The following is a 22964-nucleotide window of genomic DNA, read 5'->3' as shown; positions in this document are numbered from 1 at the left end:
TCACCATTGTTTAAAGTAATATTCTAATATTAAAACAATCTTGCTTTTATAATTTAATTATGATTATAAACAAGATTCAATTTTTCGCAGTAAAATCAATAATTTTTAATAATAAACGGAAGGTATAAATATGATAGTTGATAAATAAGCAAAAAATGATAACCAAATCTTCTGGTTATATGAGTAATATGGATTAAAAATAACAAAACCGTCGACTAAAGTCGACGGTGAATATTTATTTATCAAGTAAAGTAAATGTTTGTTTTTCTTTGGTTGTAGAGTCGGCGCCGACAAACACATTAAACTTACCAGGCTCGGCAACATATTGCATTTTGTCGTTCCAGAATTTTAACATGTCATATTTGATAACAAATTTTACTTGGCCTTTTTCGTGCGGTTTGAGTGAGATTGTTTCAAATCCAACTAACTCTTTTACTGGACGACTAATTGAGGCAGTGACGTCTTGCAAATATAACTGAACAACTTGTGTCCCTTCTTTGTCGCCAATATTTTCCACATTGGCAATAACTTCAATTTCGCCATTTGGTGACATTTCGGTTTTTGATAATGAAAAATCAATTGCAAAATTGGTATAACTCAAACCATAACCGAATGGAAATAACGGTTCGTTCGGGCTGTCAAAATAAGAGGTGGTATATTTACCCATATTGATCGTGCCATGAGGTCGCCCTGTATTTAAATGACCATAATAAACTGGAATTTGACCTACATTATCAGGGAAAGACATCGGTAATTTACCTGATGGATTATAATCACCAAATAGAACATCAGCAACAGCATTACCACCCTCAGTACCTAAGAACCAAGTTTCAAGCATAGCATCAGCTTGTTGATATTCTTCTTTTACTGTAAGTGGACGCCCATTCATTAATGCGATAATCAGTGGTTTGCCGGTGGCTTTTAATGCCTTAATTAACCGTTTTTGGCTAACTTGCAAATTAAGATCGGTTCGACTTGATGATTCATGTGCCATACCTTCTGCTTCACCCACAAATAGGACAACAACATCCGATTTTTTAGCTTGAGCAACGGCTTCGGCAATCATCTTTTCAGGAGGTCTTTTATCAAATTTAGTGATCTCCTTATATAAATTTAAGAATTTATAAAGATTAGGATCATCCGAGATATTTGCTCCCCAAGCGTAGCTAACTAGTTTTGGATTATTTACCGCATTTTTAATTCCTTCTAACGGTGTTACTGCTAAATTAGCACGGCCAGCACCCGACCAACTACCTAAAATATCGCGTTTTGAATCAGCTAGTGGTCCGATCACGGCAATTTTTTTATTTTTACTTAATGGTAAAATATTATTTTTATTTTTTAACAATACAATACTACGACGAGCGACATCTCTTGCTTCGGCTCGATGTAAGCGATCGTTGGCGAACATGGTTTCAATATCAAAATTAGGATCTAAATTACGATGAGGGTTTTTAAATAATCCCATATCATATTTAAGCTCTAACACTCGGCGACAAGCTTGATTAAGTTGATCTTCTGAAATTGCACCTTCATTGACTAATTCTGGTAAAAATTGCAAAAAGTACTCATCGTTCATACTAATATCAATACCAGCTTGGATTGCAATTCGAACTGCATCTTTAGCATCTTTTGCTACGCCATGATTAATCAACTCACGAATAGCACCGTGATCACTCACAACTACACCATCAAAATGCCATTGGTCACGCAATACCTCAGTTAATAACCAATGGTTAGCAGTAGCTGGAATACCATTTACACTAACAAGTGCAACCATAACAGCTCGGCTACCGGCATCAACGGCTGCTTTATACGGCAATAGATATTCTTGGAACATTTTTCGTTCACTCATATCAGTGCTGTTATATTCACGACCCGCTTCAACCGCACCATAAAGCGCAAAGTGCTTAACGGTTGTCACTAATGATTTTTTATCTTCAAGGGACTGTTTTTGCATCTTTTCAACAAAAATCCGCCCTGCTTCCGATGTTAAATAAGGATCTTCACCAAAGCCTTCCGATACTCGTCCCCATCTTGGATCACGAGTAATATCGACCATTGGCGCCCATGTCACATTGAGTCCATCGGAAGTTGCTTCATCAGACGAGACATCAGCTACTTTACCAATCGCATCACGATCCCATGTTGCAGCAATGCCTAAATTAATAGGAAATACCGTGCGATGACCGTGAACAATATCAAAACCAAAATAAACAGGAATTTTATTTGCTGACTTTAGTGCTCTTTCCTGCATCCTTGAAAGATCTGGCTCAACTACGGTATTAAAAATACCACCGATTTCGCCCGCTTCAATTTGATCAAGAACTTTATCTAATGTTAGATCACCACCCACACTAATTAATCGCAGTTGTCCCACTTTTTCTTCAATCGACATTTTTGACATCAAATTATCAATAAACGCTTTCTTTTCTTCTTTATTGGGATTTTGTGCAAATGAAGGACATGAAAAAATAAAAAAAACGAAAAATAAAACCAATTTTTTCATCATAATAACTATTTTTATATTTAAGAGGATAGACAAGTGGATAGCATAACGTATTTAATTAAAAAAATCCCGTTATTTAGAAATAACACCTCAAAATATAAAGACAAAAGCATTTATTCTTAAAAAATAGACCTCAAAAAGTGCGTTCCTCAACTTTTTTCAGATTTTTGGCAAGATAGATAAAAAAATGCCGACCAATGTCTTTAAAACCATGTCGGCAAAAATAATGAATTGAAAATGGTTAGTCGCGAAAATTAGTAAATTGGAAGGGTTGCCCTAATTCACCGTTTTTCACTAATGCCATGGTCGCTTGTAAATCATCACGCGACTTACCAGTAACGCGAACCTGCTCACCTTGTACTTGAGCTTGCACTTTGATTTTACTGTCTTTAACAAGCTTAACTATTTTTTTAGCTAACTCTTTATCGATGCCTTGCTTTAGTTTGACAGTAATACTATAAAACTTACCGCTATGTTCCATTTCTTCTGGAATTTCTAGCGCACCACCATCAATACCACGTTTAGCAAGCTTATCACGTAAAATATCCAATAGCTGCTGGACTTGGAAATCAGATTGGCTAGTTGCTTTGATGGTTTCATTTTTTTCATTGAGCTCAAAAGATGCTTCGACATTTTTGAAGTCCCAACGAGTTGCCAGTTCACGAGTCGCATTGTCGACACCGTTTTTAACCTCTGGCATTTGAATCTCTGATACAATATCAAAAGAAGGCATAAATTTTCCTCTTCGAATCGTTATAAATATGACTTATTCTATACAACTTTTTAAGTTGCCACCATAATATCTACGGCGGCTTTATAATTAAGATTAATCGATAGTACGAAGTAATTCGTTAATGCCAACTTTACCTAAAGTTTTCGCATCTACCTTTTTAACAATTACTGCACAATAAAGGCTATATTTACCATCTTTAGTTGGTAAGTTACCTGACACCACAACCGAACCTGCAGGCACACGACCGTAATGAACTTCACCGGTTGCACGATCATAAATTTTAGTACTTTGACCAATAAATACACCCATTGAGATCACACTACCTTCTTCGACAATCACACCTTCAACGATTTCACTACGCGCACCAATAAAGCAGTTATCCTCAATAATAGTTGGGTTTGCTTGTAATGGTTCTAAAACACCTCCGATACCAACGCCACCAGATAAATGAACATTTTTACCAATTTGTGCACATGAACCAACGGTTACCCAAGTGTCAACCATCGTACCTTCATCAACATAAGCACCGATATTCACGTAAGATGGCATTAACACTGTATTACGAGCGACGTAAGCGCCTTTGCGCGCAATCGCAGATGGAACAACACGGAAGCCCTCTTGTTGGAAGCGTGCTTGATCATAATCGGCAAATTTTAATGGTACTTTGTCATAATAATTAGTCGCGCCACCATCAATAAGCTGGTTTTCATTAATCCGGAAAGAGAGCAACACCGCTTTTTTTAACCATTGATGAGTCACCCAATCACCATTAATCTTTTCCGCGACACGCATTTTACCGCTATCTAATAAAGCGATACATTGATTAATTGCATCACGTGTTACTGTATCAACATTTGAAGGAGTAATTTCAGCACGACGTTCAAATGCTGCCTCAATAATAGTTTGTAATTGTTGCATTTCTCGTTTCCTTTAACTTTAAGTCCGTTAGCAAATTTAATAAGGCAAACAGTATAATATAATATGCAGTTATTTTTAAGTGGTTTATCGTATCATTGAAATTTTCAAAAAAGATAAATAATTTGGAATATCTTTCACAAAATCTGAACAAAATTTAATAAAGTTATTTTATTTGAAGATAAAGTTAAACCCTCATTAAATTTCACAGCAAAAAATAATGCAAAACAGTGGGTTTTCTTTGATAGAACTTTTATTTGTTATCTGTATTGGTGCTATTTTGGCTTCAATCGGCGTTCAACATTGGCAAGAGTTACAACTACGTAATGAACTCACCGCCACCACTAAACAATTAGCCTACTTCTTGGAAGAAGTTCAAACCAAAGCTTATAACGCCAACGAGAACATTCACGTATATTATTTTTTGTCACCTTGGTGTCTAAGCATTAGTAAAGACGAAAAACCACCCACCTGTCAAGAAGGCTCGTCGTATTTTATTAAACCCAATAATTCCGTTGAGTTAAGTGATTTAGCAAATAAAAAGGTTATCTCCTTTTGGGGCAGAAAAAACATGGCACAAACGGGGACATTTGAATTACATAACGCCATTGGCACCACGCAAATTATCATTTCATATCGTGGACGAATTCGATTTTGTAAAAAAAATAGTTATTTGCCAGGATTACCACGATGTTGAAACAAAATGGCTTTTCGCTATTTGAAATGCTGTTAAGCATTACCTTTTCTAGCTTAATTTTTATTGGCATCACGGTATTTTACAGTAAATTACAATCTATCTTGCTCGAGCAAAACCTTAATATTCATTTACAGAAGAATATTCATCAAGGAGTTGTTAGTATCGCTAAAGATTTAAAACGCGCTGGATTTATCGCGAATAAACCAGAAAAAATGAATCAACAACCTATTGAAATCAACCCAGCAAAAAACTGCTATATATTCCGTTATGATAGTGAGATCCGTAATGATTGGGTTTATGATCGATTCAATCCAACTAAATCCGATATCTTCGTTTATCGATTTTATAACAATAATTTGGAATATAAGGTCGGAACAATCAATTGTGAAGGTAGCAATTGGGAAAAGATATTCGATCCTCATGATATTAAAATAACCCAATTTTCAATTAAAAAACAAAATAACCATTTTGAAATAGACATTAGTGCTCAATTAAAGAAAAACAAAAAAATCAAATATCAAACGGTAACCATTATCAAAAATGAAAATCCATTCTAATGAAACTAGAAAACCGAACGCTGGCTTTAGCACTCTGTTGATGGTAATCATCTTAACTATCGTCGGACTAACATTATTAACTGGTTTTCAGGCGACGATTGATTCGTTAAAAAAGAGTTATTTGATTGAAATCCAACACTACCGCCAGTTTAATCAAGCAAGCTCAAGTTTAAATTGGGCAACCAAGCAAATTTGGCAACTACCGACTGATGAGTGGCAATGCTTATCTGATGCTAAATATCAATTAAAAGCGTGTATAAAAAAATCACGATTAAAAGTAGATAACTATACCCTAGTACGCACACAAACTGATGAGTATTATCTTTATATGTTAACCCATTTTGAAAATAACCAACTCAGCGTTGAAAAGGGTCATTGGTTAGATTATTGTCCTGAAAAAAAGATAGTAGATTGTGAATAATAAAGTTGTAAATAGTGAAAATATAGCTGGTTTTAGTCTAGTTGAAGTTATGTTGTCTTGCTTGATGTTTGCCATCATTATGCTGAGTTTTATTGGTTATTTAACCGCAATTATTAGTCAGCACCACTATTTCCAAAAACAATTCAAAGCGGAGCAAATCGCGTTTGCTTTACTTGATAGTTATCCTCACTTTGTACATCAAATCATACCAAATGATTGGCAATATCAAATTCATAGCCAATCTTATAATACATCGTGTCAGATGGTTTTTATCAGCATTACCCCACCTCATCATAAAACGATTAAACAGCAACGTTTATTATGTGATTAATATCCATAGCGACACCTTATCTGTTTGGCATAAAACGTTTTATATTACCAATCGTTGTAACGTTAGTATTTGAAGATTTAATAAGTAGCATAATTTAGGCGCTTAAAGCAAGGGCTATTGCATCGCCGATACTTAACTTATCCATTATGACACAAAATAGCGATGGCTGATTTTCTAAAGTTAAAGTCGTAATTGAAGATGTTATTTTATTTAATGATAAGTATCAATTCATTTTAAATAACCAACAAAAATCACTATTACAAATCGATTAAACCTTAAGGTTACTAATGTTCAATTGATTAACCATGTATACAAAAGTTGTAAAACTTGTTGCGTCCTTTCAGCATGAACATTATGACTAGCGCCTTCTATTACATCTATTTGAGTATTTGGGAATTGGCTAAATATAGCTGGATAATCTTTATCATTTATATAGTTAGAATTTCCACCACGAATAAATAAAGTCGCTATGTCACAAGGTGAAATGGTGTGCCAATCACAAATATGGTCATATTGATTGATAATCACATCGGCATTAAACAGCCAATGTCCATGTTTAAATGATTTAAGCAAAAATAAAATAGTTGGGGTAGTTAAGCCATGTTCTTGCATAACATCTACAATCTGTTTTTTATCAATTAATTTTTGATTGATACATTGCGCTAACGCTTTAATAACTGGTATATTCATTGTTTCATTATACTTAACTGGCGCGATATCAATAGCACAGATTTTAGAAACAGGGATCAGTTGGCTTAATTGCAACGCAACTTTTCCACCCATTGAATGGCCAATCAAGACGATATTTTTTAATTGTAAATCATGACATAACTCGGCAACATCCTCGGCCATCACTTGATAATTCATCACGTTTGACCATGGTGATTGACCATGGTTACGCAAATCAACCTGAATTGTTTGATAATTATTAGACAGATCTTTCGCTAGCATATTTAAATTATCTAAGCTACCAAATAGGCCATGTATCAGTAAAATTGGTTGATTATCACCCTGTATTTTATAATTTAATTTCATTATGCCACTCTATAATCTATTGTCATTTAGACTGTTGCATCATCATTCTTACACAATTCAATAACTCTAAATTGCATAACTATGATAGAATTTAGAACAAATTTTTCAATTAATATTAAGAACTATGTTTCAAAATAACCCATTACTCGCCAAACTAAAACAAGAATTAAACGAACAAAAACCCCGTGTTGAAGGTATCGTCCGAGCTCATGAAAAAGGTTTTGGTTTTTTAGATGTTGATAATAAGACCAATTATTTTATTTCTATTTCTAAAATGAAACAGCTTTGTCATGGTGATAAAGTTTCTGGAACTATCATAACTAACAATGATAAAGAGTCATTTGAACCAGAAATATTAATTGAAAGTAGCTTACGTAAATTTATTGGTAAAATCGGCTTCTTAGATCGTGCGATGGCTATTTATCCGGAAAATATGCCGACAAATTTTGCTATACGTTGTAAAGTTAATCCGCAAGTTGAGCAAAAATTAAAAGAAGGTGATTGGGTTGTTGCTACTTTGCAATCACATCCATTAGAAAAAGATAAGAATCATTTTTCTGCTGAGGTAACAAAATTTATCGCCAGTTCTGACTCGAATTACCAACTATGGCTTAAAACCTTAGCTCGTTATGATTTAGAAGATGAAGCACCTCAAGCTGAATCCTTCATAATTTCAGTAAATGAACAAGAAAATCGAGAAGATTTAACTAATGTTCAATTTTTTACGATTGATAGTGAAAATACTGAAGATATGGACGATGCGATCACCATTTCACAAAATGAAATGGGTAACTATAACCTAATGATCGCCATTGCCGATCCTACTGCATATATTGGGCAAGATAGTGAAATCGACAATATTGCTAAAATTCGTAACTTTACCACCTATCTACCAGACTTTAATATTCCAATGTTACCTAAACAGTTGGCGGAAGATCTGTGTTCATTAAAAGCCAATCAAAAAAGACCAACCATCGTTTGTAAAATTAACATTGATAATAACGGTCAATTTGCTAATGATGATATTAGTTTTATACCTGCGTGGATTGAATCAAAAGCTAAACTTTCTTACAACAATGTTTCTGATTTCTTAGCTGGTCGAAGTGACTTAAATAACAATAATGCAACGATTAAAGAACAGCTTAAATTGCTATCAGAATTGGCAAAAGCACGTATAAATTGGCGACAAAAAAATGCGTTAGTATTCAAAGCAAATAATGATTATCGATTCATTCTTGATGATAATCGCCAAGTAAAAACAATCATTAAAGAATCACGCGGTATCGCTAATAACATCGTTGAAGAAGTGATGATTATTGCTAATTTAGCACTAACCATGTATTTGAAAGAAAAAGTAGGTACTGGTGTGTTTAATATCCATTCAGGATTTGACACTAAATACATTGAACAAATCTTAAAAATATTAGCCGATAATGGCATCACCGATTTTGATAAAGAATCACTTATCTCATTTGAAGGATATATCAAATTACGTCGATTAATCGAGGATAATGACTTTTTATCTACAAGATTACGAAAATTCCAAACGCCTGCTGATTTTTCATTAACGCCAGAACCTCATTTTGGCTTAGGGTTCAAAGCTTATGCAACATGGACATCACCAATTCGTAAATATGGTGACATGATAAACCATCGTTTACTTAAAGCCTCGCTTAAGGCGCAAGTATTAACGCCGCCAGCCAACGAGCAATTAGATGGCATGGCAGATAGACGCAAAAAGTTACGTTTGGCCGAGCGCGATATTGCTGACAACCTTTATAGCCAATATTTATTAGATAAAATAGGACAAACATTTACTGCTGAAATAGTGGATATCAATCGTGGTGGTGCACGAGTGCGTTTAACTGATATTGGTGCACTTGGCTTTTTACCGCTATCAATGATTCATTCCGTCCGTGATGAAATAGCTCCTGATCCGGAAGAAGGAATAATTAAAATCAAAGATGAAACTGCATACAAACTTGCTGATCTCATCACTATAGCAATTCATAACGTTAGAATGGAAAACCAATCGATAATAGTAAAATTGATTGCATCTAACGCATAAACTCTTTAGCCAGTTTAATCAATTTATAACTGTCAATTTTTAACCCTGATCATCAGCAGGGTTAAAAAAATTAATGATATTTTTAACATTTAAACCCTTTTTTTTATTGATAATATCTGCTATCTTTCACCGCTTAAAAAAATAAAAAACAAAGTTAGTTTAAACCGCTACTTGGAGAGGAAAAATGATATCAATTCACGGCCATGAAGTACTTGATATGATGGATGGAAATGATTACACCGAATCATCTTTACTTGATGCTATCCATAAAAAATTTGGTATAGAGGCCCGATTTCATACTTGCTCTAACTCCAATATGAATGCCGAGCAGCTTATTGCCTTTTTAAAGGCAAAAGGAAAATTTAAGCCTGCTTTAGCTGATGGTTCACAATTTACTGTCGATGTTCGAAAAATATGTCGACATTAATATAAACGTACAAAAGAATAATTAATGCGTTTTTTATTAAATAAATGTAATCATCTAGTGTTTTTAAAAGAATAAGAGTATATAATTTCGCGCTATGACTTCACTAAAAAGTGTTAAGTTGCTCATCCTGAAATTACAACTCAAGAATATGTTCATGGAATTTGATATATGAAAATAAGTAATATCCTTACATGCGCCATTGTCTCTATTCTTGCCGCAGGCTGTGTAAAAAACAATATGTCTTCAACTGATGGCAAAATTGAAGTCGATCAGTTAACGATTTTAAAACAACAATCGGAACAAAATAACCAATTTGTTGTAAATGCCAAAAAACAATTACTCCAACTTGTTGGAGACAATCACTTCGACAGCTATATAACTAAACACGGTATCTTAAACTGTAAAGATGACAGCAATCAGTCTTCCTGTGTGTTAAATTTTTATCTTAACGAATACTACAAGTTAAAATATGATATTCAACTCAAAAAAGTTATCGAGGAAAATCAAGCCGAACATAAAATTGAGTTGAAAAAAATTAACCCGACTGAAGGTAATGTTAAAAACTACTGTCAATGGTCAGCAGATTTTGTTGAAGCCGTTTACACTAATGATATCGATAATATAACTATACGATATCAGCCTTTGTTTAAGATGTCAGTGCAAGATTTGGCCACTTTAAAAGCAAAAATCCTTAAAGATAATTACTCTCACTTTTTGATTGATGAAAATCCAAGTATCCTTCAAGAAATGAGAACTGACTTTATGGAAAAATGTTTAAGCAGCCCTAAAGACAATATTATCAATTACATCAATATTTTTAGATAATACTCAAGTGAGTCTTTTTATGTCCAATTTATTTCCTATTAGTCGATTTAGTAAAACATTAACTTGCAAAATTGTGTGCATTGCATCGCTATCTTGTTTGAGTTTTTCTTCATGGGCTTTTACCTTTAACGATGTCGTAACAAAAGCAGAAAAACTATCAAAAAAAGCTTACGTCCAACCATCAAAAAATATTCCTAGCGAATTGTCATCACTACAATTTGCCGATTATCAAAAAATTTATTTTAAACATGACAAAGCATATTGGAATGATCGCAAAAGCCGTTTCAAACTTGAATTTTATCATGAAGGCATGTATTTCGACGTACCAGTCAAAATTAATGAAATTGTCAATAATCAAGTTAATGAAATCAAATTTAATCCAGATTACTTCGATTTAAGTCCAGTTCACTTAGAAAACTTAGATACTAAAAAACTTGGCTTTGCTGGATTCAAAGTACATTATCCAATTAATAACCCAACTAAAACCGATGACGAAATATTTACCGCACTAGGTGGTAGCTACTTCCGCGCGGTTGGCAAAGATCAGCGTTATGGTCTTTCCGCACGTGGACTTGCGATTGATACGGGCGAAATGTCTGGCGAAGAGTTTCCACGATTTAAAGAGTATTGGATTGAACGCCCTGAACCTAATCAAAAACACTTAGTGATTTATGCGCTACTTGACTCTAAAAGTGTAACTGGGGCTTATAAAATTACATTGGTCCCAAGTATTGATACTACCGTAACTGTGGAAGCGAAGGTATTCTTCCGTGATTCAGTCAAAAAACTGGGCGTCGCTCCACTTACTAGTATGTTCTTATATGGCCCTAACCAGCCTTCGCCATTGTTAAACTATCGTCCAGCAATGCATGATTCAAATGGACTGTCTATCGTGACAAAAAATGAGTGGATTTGGCGCCCTCTAAACAACCCTAAACGCTTATCTTTTTCATCATACAGCATGGAAAGTCCTAAAGCATTTGGCTTAATACAACGAGATAAAGGTTTTGATGACTATCAAGATCTCGACGATCATTACGAATTACGTCCAAGTGTATGGGTTGAAATATTGAATGATTGGCACAAAGGCCGGGTAGAACTGGTTGAAATCCCGACAGCGGACGAAACCAACGATAATATCGTTACCTTTTGGGTGCCAGAAAAACAATATAAAGCCGGTGATGTATTAGATGTTAAATATCGATTACATTATTCACTCAACGAACAACAACGCTACCCAAAAAATGAAGCAAGAGCTGAAACCACACGCTTATCGTTAGGTGATATCAAACAAGCCAACTTGATTCGTAAACTTGATGGTTCTAATGCATATGTAATTGATTTTGTTGGTCCAAACTTATCTGAGCAAAAACCAGTTAAAATTATTTCAAGTATTAACAACGGTTCCATTGTTAGCTGTGATTCACAATACAATTCAGTAACAAAAGGTTGGCGAGTGATTGTGCGATTCAATGTTGAAGATAATAAAAAACCTACTGACATTCGTCTTCAATTAGCATCAGCAACCACAGGTGAGATCTTGTCGGAAACTTGGAGCGGACAATTTCCTGCTCAATGATTATAATGAGCAAATAATATGAAAAAAGATTATTTCGAAAACCTGTCTGACGTCGAAAATTGGCGTCAGGAATCGGAAGATATGCCGAGCGATGATGTCGAATTTTTAAAATATCGACTCAATCAAATTGGTAAAACTGATCATTTTAATGATGAAAGAAAACAACAACCAACTTACCCTAAAGTTGAGCGTGTTTCGGTTCAACCACAAATTTGGAATGAACGCTATAGTCCCGAATCCAAGCACGGTCTTAATATCATCGCACTACTTCGTCGTTTAATTATGTTTGTACTTATTGCCGTACAAACTTATTATGGAACGACTTACTTATCAACATTATTACCTTATCAAAGCTGGCAAAAAATTAATTTTATGGCAAATTGGAATATTAATCCGCAACTTGCCATTTATAGTATTATTCCTTATATTATACAAGGCTTTATCATTGTCTTATTTGCTATCTTATTTTGTTGGATCTCAATTGGATTTTGGACCGCCGTTATGGGACTAATTTTGGCCGTGCTCAAAAAGGATCGCTACACAATTACTATCCCGAATGATCCAGCTAACCATATTGACGCCAAACACCGCACGGCATTAGTCATGCCAATTTGTAATGAAGATGTTTCTCGCGTATTTGCAGGATTAGAAGCAACCTACGAATCGCTAGTTGAAACAGGGCATGCACAGTATTGTGATTTTTATATTCTTAGTGATACTAACGAACCTGATCTTTATGTCAATGAATTAAAAGCGTGGGCTGAATTTAACGCGAAAAAAGCCGATAACGGTTGTAATATCTTTTACCGCCACCGTAAACGCCGAGTAAAACGTAAAAGCGGTAATATTGATGACTTTTGCCGTCGTTGGGGACATCAATATGAATACATGATGATCCTTGATGCCGATAGTATTATGACAGGTGATTGTATCTTAAAAATGATTGCCATGATGGAGACGAATCCAAAAGCGGGGATTTTACAATCACCACCTAAATCAGTCAGAATGACAACTTTATATGGTCGTATCCAACAATTTGCCAATCAAATATACAGCGATATTTTTTGTTCAGGTACTCACTTCTGGCAATTAAGTGAAGCTCAATATTGGGGCCACAATGCTATGATTCGCTTAAAACCATTTATCAAGCATTGTATTTTATCTCCTTTACAAAAACGTAAAGGTCCCATTCATATACTCTCACACGATTTGGTTGAAGCAACCTTAATGCGTCGTGCTGGTTATGGCGTATGGATTGCGTATGATATGAATGGTAGTTATGAAGAGCTACCAGGAAATATGATCGAAGATCTTAAACGTGATAATCGCTGGTGTATGGGTAATTTGATTAATCTTCGATTAATCTTTAAAAGCGGAATTACCTTAACTCACCGCGTGATGTTTTTAACCAGTGGAATGGCTTACATTTCATCATTATTGTGGTTGATCTTCTTGGTCTTCTCAACACTCTTATTATTGGTGTTCAATATTTCTGAGCCACAATACTTCTTCCAACCTAACCAATTCTATCCAACATGGCCAAGGTGGGACGAACAATTAGCTATTCAATTACTATCAACCACAATGGTATTACTTTTTGCTCCTAAACTATTTAGTTACGGCATTATTATCGCTCGAACTGGTGCAAAAGATGTGGGTGGAATATTCAAATTGACTTTATCAATTCTGATCGAAATGGTATGGTCAATGATTCTTGCACCAATCCGAATGATCTTCCACAGCAAATTTGTGGTTAAAGCGTGGCTTGGCAGTAAAATTCAATGGAAGTCACCAGCAAGAAATGATGATGCTTTAACTTGGGGTGAATCATTTTACTTCTGTTGGCCATTATCGCTATTAGGTATTGTCTGGTTGTGTGTGATTATTTGGTTAAATCCACAATTCACCTATTGGTATATAGCAATATTAATCCCATTAACAATTTCACCGCTAGTCATTCGTGTCTCTGGCTTATCAAGCATTGGTATGAAAGCCAAAAAAGCGGGATTATTTTTAACACCTGAAGAAACCCATCCGTCACGCGCAGTAAAACTAACGGGCGACTATTTAGTTCGAACCGAAGCAGCTTTTGTTGAACATGGTTTTGTGATGGCACTTGTCGATCCTATTTATAATGCATTAGCGTGTGCATTATCGACTTCGCGTCATTTACCTAACTCAAAAAATCAGCAATTGCGCAAGCAACTTATTGAGCATTATCGACAAGTAGATCTAGAAAAAATCAGTAAAGAACAACAATTAGCGATCTTAGAAGATCCAATTATTCTTTCTGCACTTCATCGTCACATCTGGAATCAGCAAGAAAAGTACGACAATTTGTTCACATTGTGGCAAAATGGACGTCAGCAATAAGAAATAGGGCTTAATGCCCTATTTCTTCTTTTAGTAATTAATCGAAATCCATGGATATTTTTATGACTTGGCAACCTACTGCATCTATTAATAATTTACTTAAACGCGCTAAAATTATTTCTCAAGTAAGACAGTTTTTCGCTGATCGCTGTATATTAGAAGTCGAAACGCCAACCTTAAGCCAATATGCAGTAACAGATGTGCATCTTAGTTCATTTCATACTTTATTTTTAAAACCTGGTGAAACTGATGAGCATCAGGGGCAAAAAATGTCAATCATTACCAGTCCTGAATATCATATGAAGCGTTTATTAGCTGCTGGTAGTGGTCCTATTTACCAGATCTGTAAGTGCTTTCGTAATCATGAAGAAGTGAGCCGTTATCATAACCCAGAATTTACAATGCTTGAATGGTATCGTATCCAATTCGATATGATGCAAATGATCAACGAAGTTGATGATTTACTGCAAAACATCTTAGATTGTGAACCAGTAGAACGTATCTCTTACCAAAAGGCGTTTCAACGTCATCTTAACATTGACCCATTAGAAGCTGATCATGCAACCTTAGTTGAGGCGATCAAACAACTTAATATCGAACTTAATACCGACGATTATGATCGCGACACCTTATTACAATGCCTATTTAGTTTTGGAGTCGAACCACATATTGGGCAAGAAAGACCCATTGCTGTTTATAACTTTCCTGCCTCACAAGCGGCTTTAGCGGCGATTAGTTCTGAAGATCATCGTGTAGCAAGCCGTTTTGAATTTTATTACAAAGGTGTAGAGCTAGCTAATGGATTTAAAGAGCTAACCAATCCACAAGAACAAAAGATGCGTTTTGAACAGAATAATATCGATCGCGCAAATCAAAACTTGCCTCCACAAAATATCGATATAGAGCTAATCGCAGCAATGGAATCTGGTTTGCCTGATTGTGCGGGTGTTGCCGTTGGACTTGATCGTCTAATCATGTTAGCACTTGATGCCATGAATTTAGATGATGTGATTTCATTTACTTTTGATAGGGCTTAATGATGTTAGGAAGTCTAGGCTTAAGTGAATGGTCAGCTATAATTATTGCCACTATCGCTTTTGTTTTATTAATTGCCTTACTAAAAGTACAATTTAAAGCAAATAACATGCATACCTTGTTTGATTTACAACTCAATCAAAAAAGACAAGAAAATCGGACTTTAATAGCACAAATTACCCAGTTAGAACAAGAATTAAATCAATACCAACAACAAAATGTTGCCCAAAGTATCAAAATTAGTGAACTAAAAACTCGTTTAGAAGAAACCATCAATGCCGCTCATGAAAAACAGACCGTTCTAGAACAAAGCGAGCAACGATTAACCACCCAGTTTGAAAATTTAGCTAATCGAATTTTTGAACACAGTGGCAAAAAAATTGAGCAACGAAATAAACTGAGTTTAGAATTTTTACTTTCACCTCTTAAACAACAATTAGAAGGCTTTAAAAAGCAAGTTCAAGACAGCTTTGGACAAGAAGCCAAAGAACGCCATACCCTAACCCACGAAATTCGCAACTTACAACAGCTCAACGAGCTAATGACAAAAGAAGCCACCAATTTAACCAATGCCTTAAAAGGCAATAACAAAATACAAGGTAATTGGGGTGAGTTCATTCTTAGTCAAATTTTGGATAATTCCGGATTACGTCAAGGTTATGAATATCACAGCCAAGTCAATCTCACTAATGAAGATAATCGCCGTTTGCAACCCGATGTTATTGTTCACTTACCACAAAGTAGAGATGTGGTCATCGACTCTAAAGTTACCTTAGTTGCTTATGAACGTTATTTTAATAGTGATAATGAAGAGACCAAAAGCAGAGCCATTTCAGACCATCTAATTGCAGTGCGTAATCACTTAAAGCAACTTAGTCAAAAAGACTACCATAAACTAAATGGCATTCGGTCATTAGATTACGTTTTAATGTTTATTCCTGTCGAACCAGCATTTTTATCCGCCATCGATCAAGACCCGTCATTAATTAATGATGCATTAAAAAGTAACATCATGATTGTTAGTCCAACCACATTACAAGTTGCCTTACGAACCATACATAATTTATGGCGTATTGAATACCAAAATCGTAATGCCGAACTTATCGCTGATAGAGCCAGCAAACTATATGATAAAGTACGCGGTTTTGTCGAAGATATGGAAAATCTAGGTAACTGTTTGAACAAAGCTCAACAAACTTATCAAAACTCAATGAACAAACTTTCGAAAGGGCGTGGTAACGTCATTAGTCAAATAGAACGATTTAGAGAATTAGGGGTTGAAGTAAAAAAACCGATTAACCCTGATATCGCACAACTATCAGTTGATGAACTTGAAAGTGAAAATGAAAAAGGCGAACAAAAACCTGCTGCTATTAAAATTAGTAATCGTTAATTCACCATCATAAAAAATACGTGTATACTCATTTAACACAAGAAGGAGTATGATATGTCAAAAAATAATGAAGTCAGTTTCGAAGAAACCCTCAAACAACTTGAAGCAATTGTCACTCAACTTGAAAATGGTGATTTGCCATTAGATGAAGCGCTAAATGAATTCGAAAAAGGTATCAAATTAGCTCGTTCTGGTCAAAAACAACTCAATGAAGCTGAACAACGCATCCAAATTTTGTTGTCTGAGAATAGTGATGCACAATTATCTGAATTTTCTATTGATAATAATGAATAGCCTAAAACCATTACAAGAACGCATCGATAACTATTTAACAACATATATTTCGCAGTTTGCACCTTCTACTTTGCAGCAGGCGATGAGTTACAGCCTGCTTGCTGGTGGCAAGCGGATACGCCCTATTCTGGTCTATTTAACCGGACAAATGTTCAACTGTTCTTTAACTAAGCTTGATTCAATTGCCGCAGCCATCGAATCAATGCATACCTATTCATTAATTCATGATGATTTACCAGCAATGGATAATGACAACCTTAGACGCGGAAAACCAACCTGCCATATACGATTTGGCCAAGCAGAAGCTATCCTCGCTGGTGATGCCTTACAATCATTAGCTTTTAGCTTGTTATGCGAAAATAAACATATTGATAACCAAAGTAAAATCAATATGATTACCGAACTGGCAAGTGCAAGTGGCCTTGCTGGAATGTGTTTGGGCCAATCACTTGACTTACAAGCAGAACACCAAAAAGTTACGCTTAAACATTTACAAAATATCCATAACTATAAAACTGGTGCCTTAATTCTAGCTGCTGTTCGACTCGGTGCCTATGCCAGTGGTGACAAGGCTAAACCTTATTATCAACTATTAGACAACTATGCCCAAGCGATTGGACTAGCATTTCAGATCCAAGATGATATTTTAGATGTCACTGGTGAACAAGAACTGATGGGTAAACCAAAAGGTTCCGATATTGCGCTGGAAAAAAGCACTTATCCAGCATTGATTGGATTACAAAATGCAATTGAGATGACGCACAAGTTATCTCAACAAGCTATCGATAGTCTGATGCAAATACCTTATAATAGCCAACCATTACAAGACCTTGCTGGTTTTATTATTAATCGAAATAGTTAACTAAATAACTAGATGATAAAAATGAATTTAGACAAATTTCCCCTATTAAAGCAAATCAATTCACCTGCAGATCTTAGGCGCTACCCGCTCGCGCAATTGCCAGCAATTAGTCGGGAATTACGCCATTTTTTATTAGACAGTGTCAGTCAATCTAGCGGTCATTTAGCGTCTGGCCTTGGGGTAGTCGAATTAACGGTAGCGTTACATTACGTCTATCAAACACCATTGGACAAAATTATATGGGACGTAGGTCACCAAGCTTACCCACATAAAATTCTAACTGGTCGACGCGATCAGATGCTAACTATTCGCCAAAAAGGGGGATTACACCCTTTTCCTCACCGTAATGAAAGCGAATATGACGTCTTAACCACTGGACACTCATCAACCTCAATCAGCGCTGCGCTTGGCATAGCCCTTGCTGAACAAAAAAGACAATCAGGTCAAAAGGTCGCCGCCATCATTGGTGATGGCGCATTAACCGCAGGCATGGCCTTTGAAGCAATGAACCATGCCGGGCACATTAAGCCTGATATGTTGGTTATCGTAAATGACAACGATATGTCCATTTCTGAAAACACTGGTGCGCTTAATCAACATCTAGCACAAATATTATCAAGTAAAGCCTATACCTCACTTCGTGAAAGTGGCAAAAAAGTGCTTTCAAATATTCCACCGTTAAAAGAGTTATTCAAAAAAACTGAAGAGCATCTTAAGGGACTTGTCACCCCAGCTATTTTATTCGAAGAATTAGGCTTCAACTACATAGGTCCAATTGATGGACATGATGTTGAAACATTAGTTACTACTCTACAAAAAGTTCGACAACTAAAAGGGCCACAATTACTGCATGTCATCACCCAAAAAGGAAAAGGTTACGCTCCAGCTGAGCAAAACCCAACCTTATGGCATGGCGTACCTAAATTTAATCCCAATGAAGGAATATTACCAAGCACAAATAAAATCGCTCCAACTTATTCCCAAATATTTGGTGATTGGTTGTGTGAAATAGCTGAGCACGACAAACGCCTAATGGCAATCACGCCAGCCATGAGTGAAGGTTCTGGTATGACCGAATTTGCTCACCGATTTCCTGACCAATTTTTTGATGTCGCCATTGCTGAACAGCATGCGGTTACATTAGCCGCAGGCTTTGCTATTAGCGAATTAAAACCGGTGGTTGCCATCTACTCGACTTTCTTACAACGTGCGTATGATCAGGTAATTCATGATATAGCTATCCAAAACTTACCGGTTCTATTTGCTATCGACCGTGCAGGCATTGTCGGGGCAGACGGGGAAACCCACCAAGGTGCGTTCGATTTAAGCTTCTTACGCTGTATTCCAAACTTAGTTATCATGACCCCAAGTGACGAAAACGAATGCCGTCAAATGCTCTATACCGGTTATTTACATAACGGACCAATAGCAGTTCGCTATCCTCGAGGTGAAGGCTGTGGCGCACACTTAACGCCACTAAAAGCCATACCACTAGGACAGTCCAAACTCTGTCGTGAAGGTAAAAATATTGTTTTACTTAATTTTGGCACATTATTGCCTGAATCTTTACAAGTAGCTGAGCAAATAAATGCTACAGTGATTGACATGCGTTTTGTAAAACCGCTCGATGAAAAAGTCCTTTTGCACATTAGCCAAAGCCATAATATACTTGTCACCATCGAAGAAAATAGCGTCAAAGGTGGAGCAGGAAGCGCCGTCAATGAATTTTTGTTATCGAAAAAAATAAAATGTGATATTTTAAATATCGGATTGCCAGATATGTTTATCCCTCAAGGCTCACAGCAAGAAATGCGCGATGAGGTTGGATTAAACGCTAAACACATAATTGATAAAATTAACAAATTTATAAAACTGTAGGTTAAATATGGAAACTCAAGCTGTCACTATTCAGATTTTTGGGCGAACGTTAAAGTTTAATTGCCCAGTCGAGGAAGTTGACGCACTTACAAATGCGGCAAAAGATTTAGATGCTCGCTTAACAAATTTACGCGAAAAATCACCTCAGGTTGGTACTGATCAATTGATCATGACGGCCGCACTAAATATCTCTTACGAGCTAACGAAAGAAAAAGAAAAAAGCGACGAATTTGCAAATAGATTAAAAATGCTACAGCAGTTACTTGATTCCGCCTTAAATACCAACAATTAGTCAGATAAAATGTAAATAAACAACAAAGACTATTGTATGATTTTTTAAATTTTGTATTATATTATTTATCTCTGAGATGTTCGCGATATGGGTTAGTCCCCTGAGCCGATAATCTTTAATTTAGAATGGTGTGATTTTTAATTGGTGAGTATGCCTAATTAATTTAGGAAACCTAAAAATTAAAACATGCTATTCACCTTGAACCTCGGGTTCAAGGGTTACGCCCGTAACGGCATCTTGGAGTCTTTCTTCCCTATCATTTTCAAAACAAAACTAATGGATATTCGGCAAATAATACGTCAAAAAAGACGTGAATTATCACAAACACAACGCAATAATGCGCAAGCTATCATCTATCAAAAAATCAAAAACCACCCAGCTGTAAACCAAGCACAGCATATTGCAATATTCTTATCATTTGATGGTGAAGTCGACACTAAACCAATTATTGAATATCTATGGCAACAAAACAAATCCGTCTATTTACCTGTACCAATTGGTGAACACCAACTACTCTTTTTAAATTACACATCAAATATACCACTAATAAAAAATAAATTTGGCATTTTAGAACCTGCAATAGATGAAACTAATAGCATAGCGATAGAACAACTTGATATCATCTTCACCCCACTGGTAGCTTTTGATGAACGCGGTTATCGAATTGGAATGGGCGGAGGCTATTATGATCGAACATTAGCTCACTACCAAAAGCAGCAAATTTTACCGATTGGATTAGCCTTTGCTTGCCAAAAAGTCCTAAAGTTAGACAACCAACCTTGGGACATCAAGTTACCTGAAATTATTTACGCTTAATGAATAAAATTAATCTATACACCTTATTTCATTAGACAATAATCCTTTTCAATTTATCCAATAAATCGGCATAGTTCACTTTGCCAAAGTCATCTACATTCACTTCAAACAAAATTCCTAAGGCAAACTTATCATATTGTCTATCATGGCAAATTTGATAAAACTGTTGTTTAGTTATCAAATCATCGGCTACATTACGATCGGTTAATTGATCACCATAATGATAGTGCGTCATAATATGCGACAAATGACGGTCTAAAGAGCGATCACGCTTATATCGGCGCTGCCACAAAATATCAAAATTAGCTACTAAACGAATCGTTATTATCTGATAGTGGTAGCGATTAGCAAAATCATTTAATTGATTTTTTTGCTTATTACTAAATGGATATTCAGAAATAATGATCTTCTTGCCAGCATCCATGTACAGCTGCAATACACTATAATAAAAATGCCAAACTTTTTGCTCAAGAGAATTTTTCTCAGCGAGAGAATTAAAACCTACTGAATCAGCATACATCTCTTTTGCTTCGTCAGGTGTTAACAGCAAACTATTAGTGAATTGTTGCTGTAATAAATTGATCAGATAAGTCTTTCCCGTACAAGGACAACCAGCAAGTAAAATCAGATATTTTTTCATATAAGATCACCAATACGATTATTCACATTAAGAAACAAACTCATTTTATGTTTAACAATATTCTTAACAGCTTGATTTGCTGGAATCACATTATGCCTTAGTGACTGATTAACTTCTGTTTGAGCAAACTGATCTTTAGCAACTTGTGTCCAATTAACTAATAACTCTGTACCGACATTGAATTTACGAATGCCGTTGTTAATCAGCTCAGGGTAATCTTCCTCCTTCACACCGGTACCACCATGAATAACCAATGGAATATCAACCATTGCATGAATTTCTTTAAGTAACGGAATGTTGACTTCAGTTTTCGATTTAAACTGACCGTGATTAGTCCCGATTGCTACCGCTAAAGCATCAATTCCTGTGGCCTGTACAAAGACCAAAGCATCACTAGGTCTAGTGTAAACTTTATCGTTAACTTCAACGTGAATGCCCTCCTCGGTGCCACCTATAGTACCAAGCTCGCCTTCTACCGACACACCTCGAGCATGGGCATATTCAACCACAGATCGAGTTTTTAGTATATTCTCTTTAAACGGTAAGGATGAGCCGTCAAACATAACCGAGGTAAATCCACTATCAATCGCCTGTTTGATATCATCAAAATTTTTAGCATGATCAAGGTGCAAAACCGCATCGACAATTTCTTCATCAGCGATGGCTTTTATGGTATTGACCAAGACTTTAAAACCAATATAACGAGCGGTATCAACACTTGTTTGGATAATAATCGGTGCGCCAACCTCTTTCGCCGCTCGAAGCATATCGGGTAGCATTTCTAAATTATGTGTATTAAATGCGCCAACAGTAAAATTAAGTTTAGTCGCTAATTCGGTTACCGATTTAAGTGTAGTGTACATAACGTTTTCCTCTAATTTCGTTCAATAGTTGCTAATTTGGCAATATTGCGCATTTCATCCATTTTATTCATCCAAAAATCGATATCGGCAATAGAGCCTGATTTAGCTGCCTTGGCACGTTTATGGTTATACAAACTCATTAGGATTTTATATCCTTCACCAATTGATCTCTTTTGTTGCATGCTGGTTTCTAAATACTCTATAGCCAAATCAACACGCCTTAACTGGTTATACAGTATTCCTATTTGTTCATTACAACTGGCCAATAATTGAACATCATCGGTATGGGTAAGCTGTTGTTTGAGTTCATTAATCTGATGTTCAATTTGAGCAATCTCATCAGCTGTAAGCTCTCTTGGAGTTGATGCTTCTATTTGAACAGATGGTTTATTCTTTTTAAAAAAGTTAAACATGGTCACCT

Annotated in this window: 23 protein-coding genes and 1 other RNA gene; 17 read left to right on the top strand and 7 right to left on the bottom strand. The window is 35.7% G+C overall.

Features of this window, described 5'->3' with window-relative positions:
- Positions 1–235 precede the first annotated feature (235 nt).
- The 3 genes from bglX to dapD all read right to left on the bottom strand — a co-directional run bounded on the left by bglX (position 236) and on the right by dapD (position 4160).
- Positions 236–2509 carry a beta-glucosidase BglX gene (gene bglX / locus AC5LXI_RS06935; RefSeq protein WP_493444271.1) on the bottom strand — a complete coding sequence of 758 codons (2274 nt, stop codon included), beginning with the start codon at positions 2507–2509 and terminating at the stop codon, positions 236–238.
- A gap of 241 nt (positions 2510–2750) precedes the next feature.
- Positions 2751–3242, bottom strand: a complete 492-nt coding sequence (locus AC5LXI_RS06930; RefSeq protein ID WP_493444129.1) for a YajQ family cyclic di-GMP-binding protein — start codon at positions 3240–3242, stop codon at positions 2751–2753.
- A gap of 93 nt (positions 3243–3335) precedes the next feature.
- Complete coding sequence (gene dapD, locus AC5LXI_RS06925) at positions 3336–4160, bottom strand: 2,3,4,5-tetrahydropyridine-2,6-dicarboxylate N-succinyltransferase (RefSeq protein WP_110434209.1); 825 nt, start codon at positions 4158–4160, stop codon at positions 3336–3338.
- 217 nt (positions 4161–4377) lie between these two features.
- Here dapD and AC5LXI_RS06920 point away from each other — a divergent pair, with 217 nt between their 5' ends.
- The 4 genes from AC5LXI_RS06920 to AC5LXI_RS06905 are packed head-to-tail and all read left to right on the top strand — an operon-like array spanning position 4378 to position 6163.
- Entirely contained in the window at positions 4378–4854 is a 477-nt protein-coding gene (locus AC5LXI_RS06920; protein WP_493444128.1) for a prepilin-type N-terminal cleavage/methylation domain-containing protein, read from the top strand.
- The gene (locus AC5LXI_RS06915) at positions 4848–5411 is read left to right on the top strand and encodes a prepilin peptidase-dependent protein (protein ID WP_493444127.1); all 564 of its coding nucleotides are present in this window, start codon (positions 4848–4850) and stop codon (positions 5409–5411) included. The genes AC5LXI_RS06920 and AC5LXI_RS06915 overlap by 7 nt, the downstream gene beginning before the upstream one ends.
- A 40-nt stretch (positions 5412–5451) precedes the next feature.
- Positions 5452–5832 (top strand): DUF2509 family protein, encoded by a 381-nt coding sequence (locus tag AC5LXI_RS06910; RefSeq protein ID WP_493444126.1) that lies wholly within the window; start codon positions 5452–5454, stop codon positions 5830–5832.
- On the top strand, positions 5825–6163 hold the full coding sequence (locus tag AC5LXI_RS06905; protein ID WP_493444125.1) for a type IV pilus modification PilV family protein: 339 nt from the start codon (positions 5825–5827) through the stop codon (positions 6161–6163). The genes AC5LXI_RS06910 and AC5LXI_RS06905 overlap by 8 nt, the downstream gene beginning before the upstream one ends.
- Before the next feature lie 291 nt (positions 6164–6454).
- Here AC5LXI_RS06905 and AC5LXI_RS06900 read toward each other — a convergent pair whose 3' ends face one another.
- Positions 6455–7198, bottom strand: a complete 744-nt coding sequence (locus AC5LXI_RS06900) for an alpha/beta fold hydrolase (protein ID WP_493444124.1) — start codon at positions 7196–7198, stop codon at positions 6455–6457.
- Positions 7199–7322: 124 nt separating this feature from the next.
- On the opposite strand from AC5LXI_RS06900, the gene AC5LXI_RS06895 reads away from it, so the two are divergent.
- From AC5LXI_RS06895 to AC5LXI_RS06835, 13 genes are all read left to right on the top strand, one after another.
- Complete coding sequence (locus AC5LXI_RS06895; protein ID WP_493444123.1) at positions 7323–9266, top strand: exoribonuclease II; 1944 nt, start codon at positions 7323–7325, stop codon at positions 9264–9266.
- 184 nt (positions 9267–9450) lie between these two features.
- Positions 9451–9693, top strand: a complete 243-nt coding sequence (locus tag AC5LXI_RS06890; RefSeq protein ID WP_493444122.1) for a YecH family metal-binding protein — start codon at positions 9451–9453, stop codon at positions 9691–9693.
- A gap of 168 nt (positions 9694–9861) precedes the next feature.
- Positions 9862–10518: a hypothetical protein gene (locus AC5LXI_RS06885; RefSeq protein WP_493444121.1), complete on the top strand. Its 657-nt coding sequence runs from the start codon at positions 9862–9864 to the stop codon at positions 10516–10518.
- A gap of 19 nt (positions 10519–10537) precedes the next feature.
- Positions 10538–12097: a glucan biosynthesis protein G gene (locus AC5LXI_RS06880; RefSeq protein ID WP_493444120.1), complete on the top strand. Its 1560-nt coding sequence runs from the start codon at positions 10538–10540 to the stop codon at positions 12095–12097.
- 18 nt (positions 12098–12115) lie between these two features.
- On the top strand, positions 12116–14470 hold the full coding sequence (mdoH, locus tag AC5LXI_RS06875) for a glucans biosynthesis glucosyltransferase MdoH (protein ID WP_493444119.1): 2355 nt from the start codon (positions 12116–12118) through the stop codon (positions 14468–14470).
- Positions 14471–14532: 62 nt separating this feature from the next.
- A complete protein-coding gene (gene epmA / locus AC5LXI_RS06870) occupies positions 14533–15507 on the top strand; it encodes an elongation factor P--(R)-beta-lysine ligase (RefSeq protein ID WP_493444118.1) in 975 nt (324 codons plus the stop codon).
- Between the two features lie 2 nt (positions 15508–15509).
- Positions 15510–16898 carry a DNA recombination protein RmuC gene (rmuC, locus tag AC5LXI_RS06865; RefSeq protein ID WP_493444117.1) on the top strand — a complete coding sequence of 463 codons (1389 nt, stop codon included), beginning with the start codon at positions 15510–15512 and terminating at the stop codon, positions 16896–16898.
- Between the two features lie 54 nt (positions 16899–16952).
- A complete protein-coding gene (gene xseB, locus AC5LXI_RS06860; RefSeq protein ID WP_493444116.1) occupies positions 16953–17192 on the top strand; it encodes an exodeoxyribonuclease VII small subunit in 240 nt (79 codons plus the stop codon).
- The gene (gene ispA, locus AC5LXI_RS06855) at positions 17185–18054 is read left to right on the top strand and encodes a (2E,6E)-farnesyl diphosphate synthase (RefSeq protein ID WP_493444115.1); all 870 of its coding nucleotides are present in this window, start codon (positions 17185–17187) and stop codon (positions 18052–18054) included. Before xseB ends, ispA begins: the two co-directional genes overlap by 8 nt.
- 15 nt (positions 18055–18069) lie before the next feature.
- Complete coding sequence (gene dxs / locus AC5LXI_RS06850) at positions 18070–19932, top strand: 1-deoxy-D-xylulose-5-phosphate synthase (protein ID WP_493444270.1); 1863 nt, start codon at positions 18070–18072, stop codon at positions 19930–19932.
- A gap of 7 nt (positions 19933–19939) precedes the next feature.
- Positions 19940–20224 carry a cell division protein ZapA gene (gene zapA, locus AC5LXI_RS06845; RefSeq protein WP_493444114.1) on the top strand — a complete coding sequence of 95 codons (285 nt, stop codon included), beginning with the start codon at positions 19940–19942 and terminating at the stop codon, positions 20222–20224.
- A 65-nt stretch (positions 20225–20289) separates the two neighbouring features.
- A non-coding RNA gene (ssrS, locus tag AC5LXI_RS06840) (6S RNA) lies at positions 20290–20472 on the top strand.
- A 28-nt stretch (positions 20473–20500) separates the two neighbouring features.
- The gene (locus AC5LXI_RS06835; RefSeq protein WP_493444113.1) at positions 20501–21040 is read left to right on the top strand and encodes a 5-formyltetrahydrofolate cyclo-ligase; all 540 of its coding nucleotides are present in this window, start codon (positions 20501–20503) and stop codon (positions 21038–21040) included.
- Between the two features lie 31 nt (positions 21041–21071).
- On the opposite strand, the gene AC5LXI_RS06830 is transcribed toward AC5LXI_RS06835, so the two are convergent.
- The 3 genes from AC5LXI_RS06830 to AC5LXI_RS06820 are packed head-to-tail and all read right to left on the bottom strand — an operon-like array spanning position 21072 to position 22956.
- On the bottom strand, positions 21072–21680 hold the full coding sequence (locus AC5LXI_RS06830; protein ID WP_493444112.1) for an AAA family ATPase: 609 nt from the start codon (positions 21678–21680) through the stop codon (positions 21072–21074).
- Positions 21677–22543: a class II fructose-bisphosphate aldolase gene (locus AC5LXI_RS06825; RefSeq protein WP_493444111.1), complete on the bottom strand. Its 867-nt coding sequence runs from the start codon at positions 22541–22543 to the stop codon at positions 21677–21679. Before AC5LXI_RS06825 ends, AC5LXI_RS06830 begins: the two co-directional genes overlap by 4 nt.
- Before the next feature lie 11 nt (positions 22544–22554).
- Positions 22555–22956: a tetratricopeptide repeat protein gene (locus AC5LXI_RS06820; protein ID WP_493444110.1), complete on the bottom strand. Its 402-nt coding sequence runs from the start codon at positions 22954–22956 to the stop codon at positions 22555–22557.
- Positions 22957–22964: the final 8 nt, after the last annotated feature.

The organism is Gilliamella sp. LMG 34361 (assembly GCF_984569075.1).
This window is presented reverse-complemented; position numbering and strand designations above follow the sequence as displayed.